General features: G+C 73.4%; 13 protein-coding genes. 9 read left to right on the top strand and 4 right to left on the bottom strand.

Going from position 1 to position 13,715, the window contains the following annotated elements; all coding sequences use genetic code 11:
* Positions 1 to 52: 52 nt before the first annotated feature.
* Positions 53 to 883, bottom strand: a complete 831-nt coding sequence (locus tag ACFY4B_RS01585; protein ID WP_387966195.1) for a tryptophan 2,3-dioxygenase — start codon at positions 881 to 883, stop codon at positions 53 to 55.
* Positions 884 to 1,071: 188 nt separating this feature from the next.
* Between ACFY4B_RS01585 and ACFY4B_RS01580 the strand changes: the two genes are divergently transcribed.
* On the top strand, positions 1,072 to 1,533 hold the full coding sequence (locus ACFY4B_RS01580) for an Lrp/AsnC family transcriptional regulator (RefSeq protein ID WP_234348510.1): 462 nt from the start codon (positions 1,072 to 1,074) through the stop codon (positions 1,531 to 1,533).
* A 101-nt stretch (positions 1,534 to 1,634) separates the two neighbouring features.
* The gene (locus ACFY4B_RS01575) at positions 1,635 to 2,174 is read left to right on the top strand and encodes an NADPH-dependent FMN reductase (protein ID WP_387966194.1); all 540 of its coding nucleotides are present in this window, start codon (positions 1,635 to 1,637) and stop codon (positions 2,172 to 2,174) included.
* A 46-nt stretch (positions 2,175 to 2,220) separates the two neighbouring features.
* On the opposite strand, the gene ACFY4B_RS01570 is transcribed toward ACFY4B_RS01575, so the two are convergent.
* Positions 2,221 to 2,853 carry a MarC family protein gene (locus ACFY4B_RS01570; RefSeq protein ID WP_049660921.1) on the bottom strand — a complete coding sequence of 211 codons (633 nt, stop codon included), beginning with the start codon at positions 2,851 to 2,853 and terminating at the stop codon, positions 2,221 to 2,223.
* Positions 2,854 to 3,066: 213 nt separating this feature from the next.
* Between ACFY4B_RS01570 and ACFY4B_RS01565 the strand changes: the two genes are divergently transcribed.
* The 3 genes from ACFY4B_RS01565 to ACFY4B_RS01555 all read left to right on the top strand — a co-directional run bounded on the left by ACFY4B_RS01565 (position 3,067) and on the right by ACFY4B_RS01555 (position 6,514).
* A complete protein-coding gene (locus ACFY4B_RS01565) occupies positions 3,067 to 3,627 on the top strand; it encodes a DoxX family protein (RefSeq protein WP_049660922.1) in 561 nt (186 codons plus the stop codon).
* 138 nt (positions 3,628 to 3,765) lie between these two features.
* The gene (locus ACFY4B_RS01560; protein ID WP_375874087.1) at positions 3,766 to 4,389 is read left to right on the top strand and encodes an FxLYD domain-containing protein; all 624 of its coding nucleotides are present in this window, start codon (positions 3,766 to 3,768) and stop codon (positions 4,387 to 4,389) included.
* Between the two features lie 301 nt (positions 4,390 to 4,690).
* Positions 4,691 to 6,514 carry a glycosyl hydrolase family 18 protein gene (locus ACFY4B_RS01555; protein ID WP_082345988.1) on the top strand — a complete coding sequence of 608 codons (1,824 nt, stop codon included), beginning with the start codon at positions 4,691 to 4,693 and terminating at the stop codon, positions 6,512 to 6,514.
* 148 nt (positions 6,515 to 6,662) lie between these two features.
* Here ACFY4B_RS01555 and ACFY4B_RS01550 read toward each other — a convergent pair whose 3' ends face one another.
* On the bottom strand, positions 6,663 to 7,244 hold the full coding sequence (locus tag ACFY4B_RS01550; protein WP_375874085.1) for a MarR family winged helix-turn-helix transcriptional regulator: 582 nt from the start codon (positions 7,242 to 7,244) through the stop codon (positions 6,663 to 6,665).
* A 144-nt stretch (positions 7,245 to 7,388) separates the two neighbouring features.
* Between ACFY4B_RS01550 and ACFY4B_RS01545 the strand changes: the two genes are divergently transcribed.
* The 4 genes from ACFY4B_RS01545 to ACFY4B_RS01530 all read left to right on the top strand — a co-directional run bounded on the left by ACFY4B_RS01545 (position 7,389) and on the right by ACFY4B_RS01530 (position 12,168).
* Positions 7,389 to 8,690 carry an MFS transporter gene (locus ACFY4B_RS01545; protein WP_234348552.1) on the top strand — a complete coding sequence of 434 codons (1,302 nt, stop codon included), beginning with the start codon at positions 7,389 to 7,391 and terminating at the stop codon, positions 8,688 to 8,690.
* A 188-nt stretch (positions 8,691 to 8,878) separates the two neighbouring features.
* Entirely contained in the window at positions 8,879 to 10,501 is a 1,623-nt protein-coding gene (locus tag ACFY4B_RS01540) for a dolichyl-phosphate-mannose--protein mannosyltransferase (protein ID WP_387966193.1), read from the top strand.
* Positions 10,501 to 11,283, top strand: coding sequence for an ABC transporter permease (locus tag ACFY4B_RS01535; protein ID WP_074000810.1), 783 nt, complete (start codon positions 10,501 to 10,503; stop codon positions 11,281 to 11,283). Before ACFY4B_RS01540 ends, ACFY4B_RS01535 begins: the two co-directional genes overlap by 1 nt.
* A 297-nt stretch (positions 11,284 to 11,580) precedes the next feature.
* Positions 11,581 to 12,168: a TMEM165/GDT1 family protein gene (locus tag ACFY4B_RS01530; RefSeq protein ID WP_049656026.1), complete on the top strand. Its 588-nt coding sequence runs from the start codon at positions 11,581 to 11,583 to the stop codon at positions 12,166 to 12,168.
* Positions 12,169 to 12,210: 42 nt separating this feature from the next.
* Here ACFY4B_RS01530 and ACFY4B_RS01525 read toward each other — a convergent pair whose 3' ends face one another.
* On the bottom strand, positions 12,211 to 13,461 hold the full coding sequence (locus ACFY4B_RS01525) for a hypothetical protein (RefSeq protein WP_387966192.1): 1,251 nt from the start codon (positions 13,459 to 13,461) through the stop codon (positions 12,211 to 12,213).
* Between the last annotated feature and the right edge of the window lie 254 nt (positions 13,462 to 13,715).

Raw genomic sequence — 13,715 nt, 5'->3', positions numbered from 1 at the left:
CGTTCCTCCCTCGTCATCCTCTGCCCGTCCCGTTCCGTACCCGTTGTGCCCGTCACAGCCCGTCCCGGATCGTCCACAGCTCCGGGAAGACGTCCTGCTCGGCCGACTTGCGCAGCCAGGTCAGCCCGCTGGAGCCGCCCGAGCCGGGCTTGCCGCCCATGGTCCGCTTGACCGCCGAGAGGTGGCGCTGGCGCCACCGGGTGACCCGCTCGGCCACGTCCAGCAGGGCCTCGCCGAGCGGCCGGAGCGCGGCGAGCTCCGGCTCGGTGTACACCCGCCGCCAGGCCGCCTCGACCTCCGCCGACGGCTGGTAGCGCTGCTCGGAGGGGGCCGGGTGCGGGGCCAGGCCGCGGCGCGCCAGCAGCGCCAGCGCCTCGTCGTACAGGCCGGGGGAGCGCAGTGCCTCGGCCAGCTCGGCCCGGGTGTCGGGCATCCCGTCGTACATCGCCAGCAGCGCGGCGTTCTTGTTGCCGAGCAGGAACTCCAGCCGCAGGAAGGCGGCGGACTGGAAGCCGGAGGCCTCGCCGAACAGCGAGCGGAAGGAGTTGAACTCGTGCGGGGTCATGGTGGCCAGCAGGTCCCAGGACTCCACCAGCACGTCCTGGACGTGGGTGCCCCGGCGCAGCGCGGCCAGGGCGGCGGCCAGGTCGTCCTCGCGCAGCGCCTGCCGGGCGAGCGTCCACTCGTGCCGCAGCAGGTCGAACAGCAGCTCCATCACCTGGGTGGTGACGATGAACGACAGCTCGGCCGGCTCCTTGCTGCGCGGGTGCTGCAGGCCGTGCAGTTCCTCCAGGCGTACGTACTCGGCGTACGGGGTGCCCCGGCCGGGCGCTCCGCCCCGGCCGAACGACAGGTTGGGCGTCTCCACCGTGTCGTGCCCCATCCCGATCCCTCCAGATCCTCCGGGCCGCGTCACCCGGTCCGGTGGACCAGCCGGACTGCCGGGTTCCACCGGGTGCCCATTGTGCGGCGGCGGTGCCCCCCGCTTGAATGGTCGACGGGCATCACAACCGCCTTCGGAGCTGTCGTTCGCGAGGCGTTCCGCCGATTCGCTTTACGAATGGAAATCCCTTGATCCCGACCACCCGGGAGGCCGCCTTGGACGCCGTCGACCGCCGTCTGCTCGCCGAGCTCCAGGCCGACGCCCGGCTCTCGTACAACGAACTCTCCCGCCGGGTGAGCCTGTCCGCACCCGCGGTGGCCGAACGGGTCCGCCGGCTGGAGTCCGAGGGCGTGATCAGCGGCTACCACGCCCACGTGGACCTCACCCGGGCCGGGCTGCCGATCACCGCGCTGGTCCAGATCCAGTGCTACGGCCCGCGCTGCGTGCTGCGCGACCCGGAGGTGCCGACCTGGCCGGAGGTGGTCCAGCTGCACCGGGTCACCGGCGGGGCGTGCTGCGTGCTGCTGGTCGCGGTGTCGACGATGGCCGAGTTCGAGGCGGTGTGCGACCGGCTCGGCGGCTACGGCCAGCCGTCCAGCTCGATGATCCTCTCCAGCCCGGTGCCCTGGCGGCCGGTGGTGCCGCACTGAGCGCCGCCGGGTCGCGGTCGGGCCGCGGTCGGGCCGCGGTCGGGTCGCGGCACCGCGGCCGGCCGGCCCTGACGCGGACGTCAAGGGGTAGGTTGCCCGGCATGCCGAACGAGCGCCACATCCTGCTGCTGCCCGGGAGCCTGCGGGCCGGTTCCACCAATGAGACGGTGCTGCGCACCGCGGCCGCGGTGGCGGCCGCCACCCCGGGCCTGCGGGCCGCCTACTACGAGGGCCTGGCCGGGCTGCCGCACTTCAACCCGGACCACGACACCGACCCGCTGCCGGAGCCGGTGGCCGGGCTGCGGGCCGCGATCGGGGCGGCCGACGCGCTGCTGGTCTGCACCCCCGAGTACGCCGGGACGCTGCCGGGCGCGTTCAAGAACCTGCTGGACTGGACGGTTGGCGGGGTCGAGATCTCGGACAAGCCGACCGGCTGGATCAACGCCGCCGGCCCGGGCCGCGGTCTGGGGGCCGAGGCCACCCTGCGCACCGTCCTCGGCTACACCGGTGCGGCGGTGCTGGACGAGGCCTGCGTCCGACTGCCGCTGGAGCGCGGCGCGGTCGGCCCGGACGGGCTGGTCGCCGACCCGCTGGTGCGCGAGTGGATCGGCGGGGTGCTGGCCCGGCTCGCGGCGGGCTGAGCGGGGGCTGAGCGGGGGCCGGGCGGGGGCTGGGGGCGGGCCGGGCTCAGTGCCCCGTCGGCAGGTGCACCCCGAGCCCGGCCAGGCCCTCCAGGAACAGCTCGACGCCGACCGCCGCCAGCAGCAGCCCGAGCAGCCGGGACAGCACCTCCAGCGAGGTGCGGTGGGTGCGCCGCATCAGCGGGGCGAGCACCGCCACGCAGAGGTAGTTGATCACCGCGACGGCCACGTACGCCCCGGAGACGGCGGCCTTCCAGCCCCAGTTGTCCTGGTTGAGCGAGGCGACCAGGACGGCCGTGATGGCGAGCGGGCTGGCGATGTACGGCAGCAGCAGTTCGCGGATTCCGTCCACCAGCGGGTTCGCGAGGTGCTCGTCCTCCTCGCCGTCCGAGCCGAGGTGGACGCCGAAGACCAGCGCGACGGCGTAGACGAAGAAGATCGCCCCGCCCGCGAGCTGCAGCGACTGGTCGCTGATGTGGAACAGGGTGGTCAGCTCGTCGGCCCCGAAGCCGAGCACCAGGCCGATCACCGCCGAGATGGCCGTGCTCAGCGCCGCCAGCCGCCGCAGCTCCAGGTTGCTCCTGGTCCCGGCCAGCCGGGCGAAGGCCAGCAGGGTCTTCGGCGGACCGACCACGGCGAAGAAGGTGATGAAGGCGCTGCCCAGGTTGAAGACGAACATGGGCCCAGCATGACCGCGCGGCCCCGGGCGGCCGGGGCGCCACGCCCCGCGGCCGGGCGTGGCGTGAATCTCCCCGGCGGCCGTTCCATTCCTGGTCAGGGGCGAATTCGCCCGGATGGCGGTCCCGGCTCGAAGGGACGGGCGCTCTCGGTTGCTATGGAGGCAGGACTGCCAGCGAGCGGGACCAGCCCGCCGCGGAAGCGAGGATGCGACATGTGCCTGAACCGTAAGGACCTGGGCCTGCTGGCCCTGCGCGGCGCGGTCGGCGGGGTGCTGATCGCGCACGGCACCCAGAAGCTGTTCGGCTGGTTCGGGGGCGGCGGCCTGGAGGGCACCACCCAGGCCATGGAGCACATGGGCTTCCACCCGGCCCGGGAGAGCGCGCTCGCGGCCGGCCTCGGCGAGGCGGGCGGCGGGGCGCTGCTGGTGGCCGGGCTGGCCACCCCGGCGGCCGGCGCGGTGGTGGCCGGGACGATGGCGGGCGCGGTGTCGGTGCACGCCCCGGCCGGCTTCTTCGCGATGTCCGGTGGCTACGAGTACCCGGCCTTCCTCGGCGCGACCGGGCTGGCGATCGGCCTGGCCGGTGCCGGCCGGTACTCGCTGGACCACCTGACCGGCCACGTCTTCGACCGGCCGTGGGTCGGGCTGGTGGCCTTCGTGGCGAGTGCCGCCGGGGCGTACGGCGCGGTCGCCCGGCGCCGGCACCAGGTGCGGCTGCGCGAGGAACGGGCCGCGGTGGAGGCGGACGAGCAGGAGGGCTCGGGGCTCTCATAGGGCCCCTCGTGGAGGGCGGGTCCCGCAGGCCGGTTCACCCGGAGGCAGCAGCCCTGCTGGCGGAGGCCCGCCCGCCCTCGGAGGGTGGGCCGGGAGGTGTGCCGGGCAGCCCGGCGCCGACCGGAAACGAGGGACCGCATGGACCGCCAGCCGCTCACCCGCGCGAGGGCCTGTACCCCGCCGAGGGCCACCGCCCAGGACCTGGACGCACCGCCGCTGCGCCGCCAACGGCGGGCGGTGGCAGGGGTGTTGGTCGCCGCGGTGGTCGGTGCGGCGGTGCTCGCGGGCTGCTCCTCCGGCCAGAGTGCGAGCAGTGTGGCCTCCGGGGCGGCGGCCGCGGTGGAGCGGGGTGCGAGCGCCGCCGCCTCCGCGGCCTCGGCGCTGGCCTCGGTGGCCGGCGGGGCGGGTGCGGCGATCGCCTCGGCGGAGGCGCAGGCCTCGGCGGCGGTGTCGGCGGCCTCCTCGGCCGTCGCCGGGATCAAGGGCGGGCTGGACGCCAAGGGGGACGTCGCGGTCGGGGCGGTGAGCACCGGTTCGGACGGCAAGCCGCAGGTGTCGCTGACCGTCACCAACCACGGGCAGCAGTCGTACCGGTACGTGATCCAGCTGGACTTCACCGACGAGTCCGGCAAGGTGCTGGACGCGACCGCGGTGACCGTCCAGGACGTGGCCGCCGGGCAGAGCGCCCAGGCCACCGGGCACGCCAACCGGGACCTGTCCGGCACGGTCAAGGCCGAGGTGGCCAACGCCGTCCGCTATTGAGTCGGGGCCCGGCCGCCCAGCTCAGCGCGGGTGCGGAACCTTAAGCGGGGCTCAAGGCCCAACAGCACCCCTTGACGGGCGAGTTGGTCTAGTCCATTTTTATTGCCCAGGTGCAGGGAGCCCCTGAACCGGCGCCGGCGGCCTCGTGCTGCCGGCGCCGGTTCGGCACATCCCGGTAGTCCGTCATGGTCTGATCCGCTCGATTCCCCACCCATGCCTGTCATGTCCCGGTCGTCCGGCCCCACCCCGGACGCGCGCCCCCGGGACGGCGGGTACCCCCACAACCAGGAGTCACGCACCCATGCTGCGCTCACGCATTGAAAGGGCCGGGACCCCGGCTCCGCAGGGCGGCCGCCGACGCCGTCCCAAGAGCCTGGCCGCCATCGCGGCCGGCACCACCGCCTCCCTGCTGCTCGGCGCCGGTCTCGCGCTGACCGGCGGCGCCGCGGCCAACGCCGCGACCACCAACTCCACCGGCGCGCCCGCCACCAGCGGCGGCATCAAGGTCGCCTACTACGACCAGTGGTCGGTCTACGCGAACGCGTACTACCCCAAGACGATCCAGGACACCGGCGTCGCCGGAAAGCTGGACTACCTGATCTACGACTTCGCCAACATCCACCCGACCGACCTGGGGTGTTTCGAGGCCACCAAGGCCGCGGACACGAACGACAACAACCCCAACGCGGGTGACGGCGCCGCCGACGCGTTCGCCGACTACCAGAAGAGCTTCGGCGCGGACATCTCGGTCGACGGCGTCGGCGACGTCTGGAACCAGCCGATCGCGGGCAACTTCAACCAGCTGAAGAAGCTGAAGGCGAAGAACCCGAACCTCAAGGTCCTGCTCTCGCTGGGCGGTTGGACCTACTCCAAGTACTTCTCGCCGGCCTCCGCCACGGACGCCTCGCGCAAGCACCTGGTGTCGTCCTGCATCGACATGTTCATCAAGGGCAACCTGCCCGCCGACGCCGGCTTCGGCGGGCCGGGCTCGGCGGCCGGCGTCTTCGACGGCATCGACATCGACTGGGAGTACCCGGGCGGCGGCGGCCACACCGGCAACATCTCCAGCCCTGCGGACAAGCAGAACTTCACCGCGCTGCTGAAGGAGTTCCGCACCCAGCTGGACGCGCAGGGCGCGGCCGACAAGAAGACCTACGCCCTGGCGGCGGCGGTCGGCGCCGGCCAGGACAAGATCATGAACGTCGAGACCGACAAGATCGGTCAGTACCTGACCTTCCTCGACGTCATGACCTACGACATGCACGGCGGCTGGGACGCCCAGGGGCCGACCAACCACCAGGCCGCGCTCTACTCGACCCCGGACGACCCGTCGACCCCGGCCAAGCCGGGCAACGGCAAGTACTCCATCGACAACGCCATCAAGGCGTGGACGGTCGGCGACAAGGAGTACGGCATCCCCGGCGGCTTCCCCGCCAACAAGATCAACATGGGTGTGCCGTTCTACTACCGCGGCTGGACCGGCGTGAAGGACAACGGCAAGCACGGCCTGTACCAGCCCGCCACCCAGCCGGCGGCCGGCGCGGCGATGTCCGGCAACGTCCCCGGCATCCAGATGTTCAAGGAGCTCGCGGGCTTCGTCGACAACCCGTCCAAGACCTTCTGGGACGACGCGGCCCAGGCCACGTACTTCTACGACGGCAACACCTTCTGGAGCGGTGAGGACGCCAAGTCGATCCAGGCCAAGCTCGACTACGCGCACTGCAACGGCCTCGGCGGCGCCTTCGCCTTCTCGCTGTACGACCTGGGCACCAAGACCGCCCTGTTCGACAAGATGGTGAGCGCCACCAACGGCTCCGCGTCCGCCTGCCCGGCCCCGCCGACCGGCACGCCGACCCCGACCTCCACCGGCACCCCCACCGGCACGCCGACCGGCACCCCGACCGGGACCCCCACGGGCACGCCGACCGGGACCCCGACCGGCACCCCGACCACGCCGGCCTCCTGCCCGGCCGCCCCGAGCTGGGACGCGAACACCACCTACGCGGCCGGCGGCACCAAGGTCTCGTGGAAGGGCCACTACTACACCAACAAGTGGTGGACCAAGGGCGACGACCCGAGCCAGAGCGGCCAGTGGGGCGTCTGGACCGACAACGGCCCCTGCTGAGACCCGCACCACCGACTGACCGAGGGGCCTGACGGACCCTCGCGGCACCTGAAGTGACGAGTCCGGCCTGCCGGGAGGATCATCCTCCCGGCAGGCCGGACTCGTCCGCGTTCCCGGCCCCGGGCTCCTTTGTGTTCCCAGTGCCGGGCTACGCCTGGCCGGGGGTGCGGCCGGGGGCGTCCGGCCGGCTCTCCTCGATCCGCCGCAGCATCCGGCCCAGCATCGCGGAGAGCGCGGCGCGGTCCTCGCCCGCGACGTCCTGGAGCAGCTCCTCCTCGAACACCGCCGCCATCCGCATCGACTCCAGCCACTTGTCCCGACCGGTCTCGGTCAGCTCGATGATCACCCGCACCCGGTTGTTCTCGTCCCGCTCCCGGGTGACCAGGCCGTCGGCGACCATCCGGTCGATCCGGTGCGTCATCGCCGCCGGGGTGAGCCCGAGCCGCTTGGCCAGCTCGCCCGGCCCCAGCTGGTACGGGCTGCCGGCGACCACCAGGGCCTTGAGCACCTCCCACTCGGCGGAGGTGATTCCGAGCACAGTCAGCTGGCGGTCGTACGCCACGCCCATCCGCCGGGAGACCCGGTTGAGGGTCTGCACGATGGTCTCCACCTGGGGGTCGACCGTGGGGAACTCCCGCTGGTAGAGGGCCACTTGCTCGGCGATGCCGAACTCCAGGGGGGTGGCCGGGGCGGGCTTGTCAGCGGCCGGCCGCGGCTTGTCCGTAGTCATGCGGACCAGTGTCGCACGAGCGTGCACTCCTTAAGCCTTTGACTCCGCACTCTTCCGGTGCTAAGACTTTATCTCGTCAAACTTTAGCTCTGAAATCTTCTGGACTTAAGAGTATCCAGTTGAAACCAGGAAGGGATGTGCACGGTGACCGGCACGGTGAAGCAGCAGAGGCAGCGGCGTGGAGCGGGCGGCCCGCTGCGCCGCGTCCAGATCGGCAACGCACTCAGTGCGTTCGGCAGCGGGTTCACGATGCCGTACATGTTCGTGTACGTGGACCAGGTGCGCGGGCTGGGGTCGATGGTCGCCTGGATGGTGTTCACCCTCTTCGCGCTGGCGGCCCTCGCCGTCCTCCCGTTCATCGGCCGCGGCATCGACAAGTACGGCCCCCGCCCGGTGCTGCTGGCCGGTACGGCGCTCGCCGCCACCGGCGCGTTCGCCTTCGGCCACGCCACCGGCACCCCGGCCCTGCTGGTCTCCGCCTTCCTGTTCGGCGCGGGTGTCACCACCTGCCAGCCGGCGCTCGCCACCATGATCGTCCGCTGCTCCACGGCCGCCACCCGCTCGCGTGCCTTCGCGCTCCAGTTCACCCTGGTCAACCTGGGCATGGGCATCGGTGCGCTGGTCGGCGGGCAGATCGTGAACGTGTCCGACCCGGCCAGCCTCACCCGGCTGTTCACCATCGAGGCGGCGACGTTCCTCGGCCTCGCCCTGGTCACCGGCACCGCCCGGATATCCAAGGTCCAGCTGACCGCCGTCCACGAGAAGGCCGACGGCCCGACCGGCCTGCGCGCCCTGGTCGCCGACAAGGCGATGCTGCGGCTCTGCCTGCTCGCGGGGCTGATCTTCTTCACCTGCTACGGCCAGTTCGAGTCCGGTGTCGCGGCCTTCGCGACCTCCACCGTCGGCACCGCGCCCTCCACCCTGGGCTTCGCGATCGGCGCCAACGCGCTGACCATCGTGGTGCTGCAGATGTTCATGGTGCGGATCACCGCGCGCCGCCGCCGCACCACCGCGATGGCCGCGGCCGGCGTGGTCTGGCTCGGCGCCTGGGCGATGGCCCTGGTGGCCGGCCTGATCCGGACGGAGACCATGGCCGCCACGGTCGCCATCGTCTCGATCTACGCCCTCTTCGGCGTCGGCGAGTCGCTGCTCGCGCCCACCATGGGCCCGATCGTCGCGGACCTCGCCCCGGCCCGGCTGCTGGGCACCTACAACGCCGGGTACTCCCTGGTGAAGCAGATCGCGATCGCGGTCGGCCCCGCCGTCGGCGTGCTGCTGGTCGGCTCCGGCGCCTGGCCGCTCTACCTGGCGGCCATGGCGGGCTCCACGGTGCTGATCGTCGTCCTGGCGCTGCGGCTGCGCCCGTACCTCACGCCGGAGCAGGACAACGCGGCCCCGGCCGTGGTCCACGCCGTCCCGGTCCGGGAACTGCAGACCGCCGCGTAGCGGAACGGCCCGCACGGGTGTTCGTCACGGGCGCCGACCAGGTCACCTGGTCGGCGCCCGTCGCGCTTGGCTTCGCGGGCACCGCCACATAGTGTCAGTGGCTGTTGACCGCCCGGCCCCGGCGGGCGCGGCGCGACCCGGGCGGAGCCAGGCCCCGGGCAGAGCAGACAGGCGAAATCGGCGAGGCTATGACGCAAGCGGCGCTCACGCACCCACCGGCGGCCCCGACCTCCGCCGCCCCGGCCCCGGCCCCGCGCGGGGGCCTGGTCCGCTGGGCGGCCGACCGCTCCGGCTGGCTCGGACCGATCGCCGTCGCGCTCTTCGCCGGCCTGCTGCGGTTCTGGAACCTCGGCCACCCCAACGCCTTCGTCTTCGACGAGACGTACTACCCCAAGGACGCCTGGTCGCTGCTCCAGCAGGGCTACGAGGGCACCTGGCCGGACCACGCCAACGCCGACATCCTCTCCGTCCCGCAGTCGATCCCGCTGGGCTCCGCGCCCGAGTTCGTCGCGCACCCGCCGCTCGGCAAGTGGGTGATGGCGACCGGCGAGCAGTTGTTCGGGCTCAACCCCTTCGGCTGGCGGTTCATGACCGCCCTGCTCGGCACCCTCGCCGTGCTGATGCTCGCCCGGATCGGCCGCCGCCTCTTCGGCTCCACCCTGGTCGGCTGCACCGCCGCGCTGCTGATGGCGGTGGACGGCCTCCAGCTGGTGATGAGCCGGGTCGGCCTGCTCGACGGCATCCAGATGTTCTTCGTGCTCGCGTCCTTCGGCAGCCTGCTGGTCGACCGCGACCACGTCCGCGCCAGGCTCGCCGGGGTGGCCGACGCCGACGCCGTCCGGCTCGGCTGGCGCCCCTGGCGGATCGCCGCCGGGGTGTTCGTCGGCGCCGCCTGCGCGGTCAAGTGGAACGGCGCCCCGATCCTCGCCGCCTTCGGCATCCTGACCGTCCTGTGGGACCAGTCCGGCCGCCGCGGGGCCGGCGCCCGCCGCCCCTGGCGCTCCATGCTGCGCCTGGACGCCGTCCCCGCCTTCCTCGCCATGGTCGGCTCCGCCGTGGTGGTGTACGTCGGCGCCTGGAGCGGCTGGCTGGCCACCGGAGGCAGCGGCGCCAACGGCGGGGGCGGCTACGACCGGCACTGGGCCGACGGGCGCGCCGGGCTCTCCCCGGACAGCGTCCTCGGCATCCCGCTGCCGCAGGTCCCGATGGGCTGGGTGCCCGCGCCGCTGCGCAGCCTGTGGCACTACCACGCGCAGATGTACGACTTCAACACCGGCCTGAGCACCCCGCATACCTACCAGTCCAACCCCTTCGCCTGGCTGGTCGACGGGCGCCCGGTCTCGATGTACTGGGAGCAGATCCCGTACGGGCAGCACGGCTGCACCTCCTCGGGCGGCTGCGCGGCGCAGATCCTGGGCCTCGGCACGCCGTTCCTGTGGTGGGCGGCCTGCTTCGCGCTGGTCTACCTGCTGTGGCGCTGGTTCTTCCGGCGGGACTGGCGCTCGGGCGCGGTGCTGTGCGCGGTCGCCGCGGTCTACCTGCCCTGGTTCCGTTACCAGGAGCGGACGATCTTCTCCTTCTACATGGTCGTGCTGGTGCCCTTCCTCTGCCTGGCCGTCGCCCAGATGCTCGGGGCGGTCCTCGGCCCGGCCGGGTGCAGCCCCGAGCGCCGCCGGGTCGGGGCGATCGGGGCCGGGGCGGTCGTGCTCGCGATCGTCGGCTGCTTCGCCTTCTTCTACCCGTTGTACACGGCGGAGGTGATCCCGATGTCGTCCTGGCAGGACCGGATGTGGTTCACCAGCTGGATCTGATGCCGGTGCCGCTGGCGGCGTCGGGCGGCCAGCTGCTGCCGGTCACCCCGGTGCTCGGGGTGGTCACCGCGGTGCTGCTGCTGGCCGCCGTCGCGGTGGCCGGGCGGGGCCTGCTCGGCCACGGGCACGCCGTCCTGCGGGCCGGGCTGCGCGCGGTGGTGCAGCTGGCGGCCGTCGCCGCGGTGATCAGCTGGGTGGTCGGTTCGCTCTGGTGGTCGGCGCTGTTCGTGCTGGTGATGTTCTCGGTCGCGGTGCGCACCGCCGGCCGGCGGATGACCCCGGGCCCGGGCTGGGTCTGGGCGGCCGCCCCGATCGGTGCCGGGGTGCTGCCGGTGCTCGCCCTGCTGCTGGGCGTCGGACTGCTGCCGGCCGAGGGCCTGTCCGTCATCCCGGTCGCGGGCATCCTGATCGGCGGCGCGCTCAGCGCGACCTCGCTGGCCGGGCGGCGGGCCCTGGACGAGCTGCGGCTGCGGCGCGGCGAGGTGGAGGCCGCGCTGGCGCTCGGCTTCGAGGAGCGAGACGCCCGGCTGGAGATCTGCCGGACGGCGGCGGCGACCTCGCTCGTCCCGGCGCTGGACCAGACCCGGACGGTCGGCCTGGTCACCCTGCCCGGGGCGTTCGTCGGGATGCTGCTGGGCGGGTCCTCGCCGGTCCAGGCGGGGGCGGTGCAGCTGTTCGTGCTGATCGGGTTGCTGGCGGTGGAATCGGTGGCGATCGTGGTGGTGCTGGAACTGGTCGGGCGCGGGCTGGTCGCGGTCGAGCCGGACGGGGGCGGCCGGTAGGCGGGGCGGTCCCCGTCGGCCCGTCGTAGGTCACCGTGGGTCGTCGTGGCCCTCGTCGGTCTTCCGAGAGGGGTCGGTTGACGCCGTCGGGTACGCTTGGGGCCGTTGAAGGGGAGTAGCCCTCCACCGGACCGTCGACATACTGGCCCCCAGGGGCCCGGCGCCCGGGGCACCGCTCGATGAACGGTGCCGGCGAGACCTTCGGCCGCAGTGCTGTGACCATGACCAGTGCTGTCGGGCCGAAGCGTCCCCTGACGGAGCCGCGGCGGCCGGGCAGCCTCCGACCGAGGAAAACCCCTGATGAGTCTCACCGTTGCCGCGTTGACCTTCGGCATCATCTTCCTGGCCGAACTGCCGGACAAGACCGCGCTGGCCAGCCTGGTGCTCGGCACCAAGTACCGCGCGAGCTACGTCTTCGCGGGCATCGCCGCCGCCTTCGCCCTCCAGGTGGGCCTCGCGCTCGCCGCCGGGCACCTGCTCTCGCTGCTGCCGCACCGCTGGGTGGAGGGCGTCACCGGCCTGCTGTTCCTGGTCGGCGCGGCGATGCTGCTGTTCCACGGCGGCGAGGACGAGGACGAGCACGCGGCCAAGGAGCCGTCCTCGAACAGCTTCTGGAAGGTGGCCGGGGCCAGCTTCGTGGTGGTCGCGATCGCCGAGTTCGGCGACCTGACCCAGATCATGACCGCCAACCTGGCCGCCAAGTACGCCGACCCGCTGGCCGTCGGCCTCGGCTCCTGGCTGGCGCTGTGCGCGGTCGGCGGGATCGCCATCGTGGGCGGCCAGAAGCTGCTCAAGTACGTGCCGATGAAGCTGATCATCCGGGTGGCGGCGGCGATCATGGTGGTGCTGGCGGGCATCAGCATCTTCGGGGCGATCACCGGCTGATCCGTCCGTCGTCCGCCGTCCGCCGCGTGTCGCCCGTCGGCCTCAGCAGCTGTTGTGGGCGTCCAGGGCGGCACGGGTGTTGGGGCCGAAGACGCCCCGCTTGTCCCCCTTGACGGCCCACATCCACTGGACGTAGCCGACGGTGTTCACGGTGGTGTCGTCGTACACCCCGGTCACCGGCACGCTCGCCCAGCAGACGACGACGGCGAGCTTCTGCTGGAGGGCGGTCACGTCGGGCCCGCTCATCCCGGACTGCAGCACGCGCGGGGTCGGGGCGGTGGTGGGCGTCGGGGTCGGGGAGGGGGCCGGGGGAACGGTCGGCGTGGGGGCCGGGGCGGGGGGAGCGGCCGGGGCCTCGGTGGTCGGTGCGGCCGTCGGCGGCGGGGTGACCGTCTTCGTCGGGCTCGGCTTGCGGGTGGCGGTGGGCGTCGGGCTGGGCGCCTCGCTGGTCGGCGCCGCCGTGGTCGGAACGGGTGTCGCCAGGGTGGGCGGGTCCACCGGGGCGGGCGCCAGGGTGCTCGTCGGCAGCGGCTGCGCCTGCTTGGCCGGCGGTTCGGCGGAGGGCGTCACCGCGTACGCGACGCCGATGGTGAGCGCGACCAGGGCGGCGCCGATCCCGGCGAGCAGCCCCTTGCGCTGGGCGAGCGGGCGCCGCTCGGCCTGCTCGGCCGCCCGTCTGGCGGCCCGGCCGCCGCCCTCGGGCCCGGGCACGTCCGGGGCCCGCGCGACGTCCGGGCCCTGCCCGGCGCCGGGTGCCTGCCCGAAGGCGAAGAGGCCGATCTCGTTCCCGCCCGGCCCGGCGTGCGGGACCGGCGGCAGCACGGTGGTGGCGTACGCGTCCCCGTGGCCGCCGGGGTGGGCCTCGGGGTAGGCGCCGGGGTAGCCGTCGGCGGCGGGGCCGAACGGGTCCTGCCCGGGGCCGGCCGGGGCCTGTCCCGACCCGAAGGGGGCCTGCGCCGACCCGAACGGGTCCTGTCCCGGGGCGACGGGCGGCAGCACCGTGGTGGCGTACGCGTCCGCGTCCGGTCCGAGCGGGGGAGCGGCCGGCTGCCCGGGGGCGGGCTGCCCCGGGGGGACCGGCGGCAGCACCGTGGTCGCGAACGGGTCCACCACCGGCGCGTTCGGGTGGCTCTCGTCGGCCACCTGGTCGGCGGTCTGCGGAACGTACGGGCGGACCAGCGGCGGGCCCTCGACGTGCGGCAGGACGGCGGTCTCGGTGAGGCTCGGGTCCGGGACGCAGCCGCACCCGGTGGAGCGTGCGGTGCCGCACGTCGGGCAGTGCTGGTCCGGCATCGGCCGGTCCTCCTCGGGTTCGCGTCGACTTCGCGGTCGGTCGGTCGGTCGTCGGTCAGTCGTCGTTCGTTCGTTCAGTCGGTCGATCGTCCGGCGCGCGTTCGGCGCGTGTTCCCGGCGGATCCGGGCGCACGATCGGGCCTGATTATGCAGGACCGTCCGAAGAGGGGACAGGGGCGTCCGTCCCCCGGCGGGGGTGTTGTGCCGGTTGGTGCGGGTTGGCTCCTCCGAGAACGCCCGGAGCGCGGCGGTTG

The sequence above is a fragment of the Kitasatospora sp. NPDC001261 genome, assembly GCF_042896795.1.
Classification (GTDB): Bacteria; Actinomycetota; Actinomycetes; order Streptomycetales; family Streptomycetaceae; genus Kitasatospora.
Note: the sequence above shows the minus strand (reverse complement) of the source record. Positions and strands in the feature narration are given on the sequence as shown.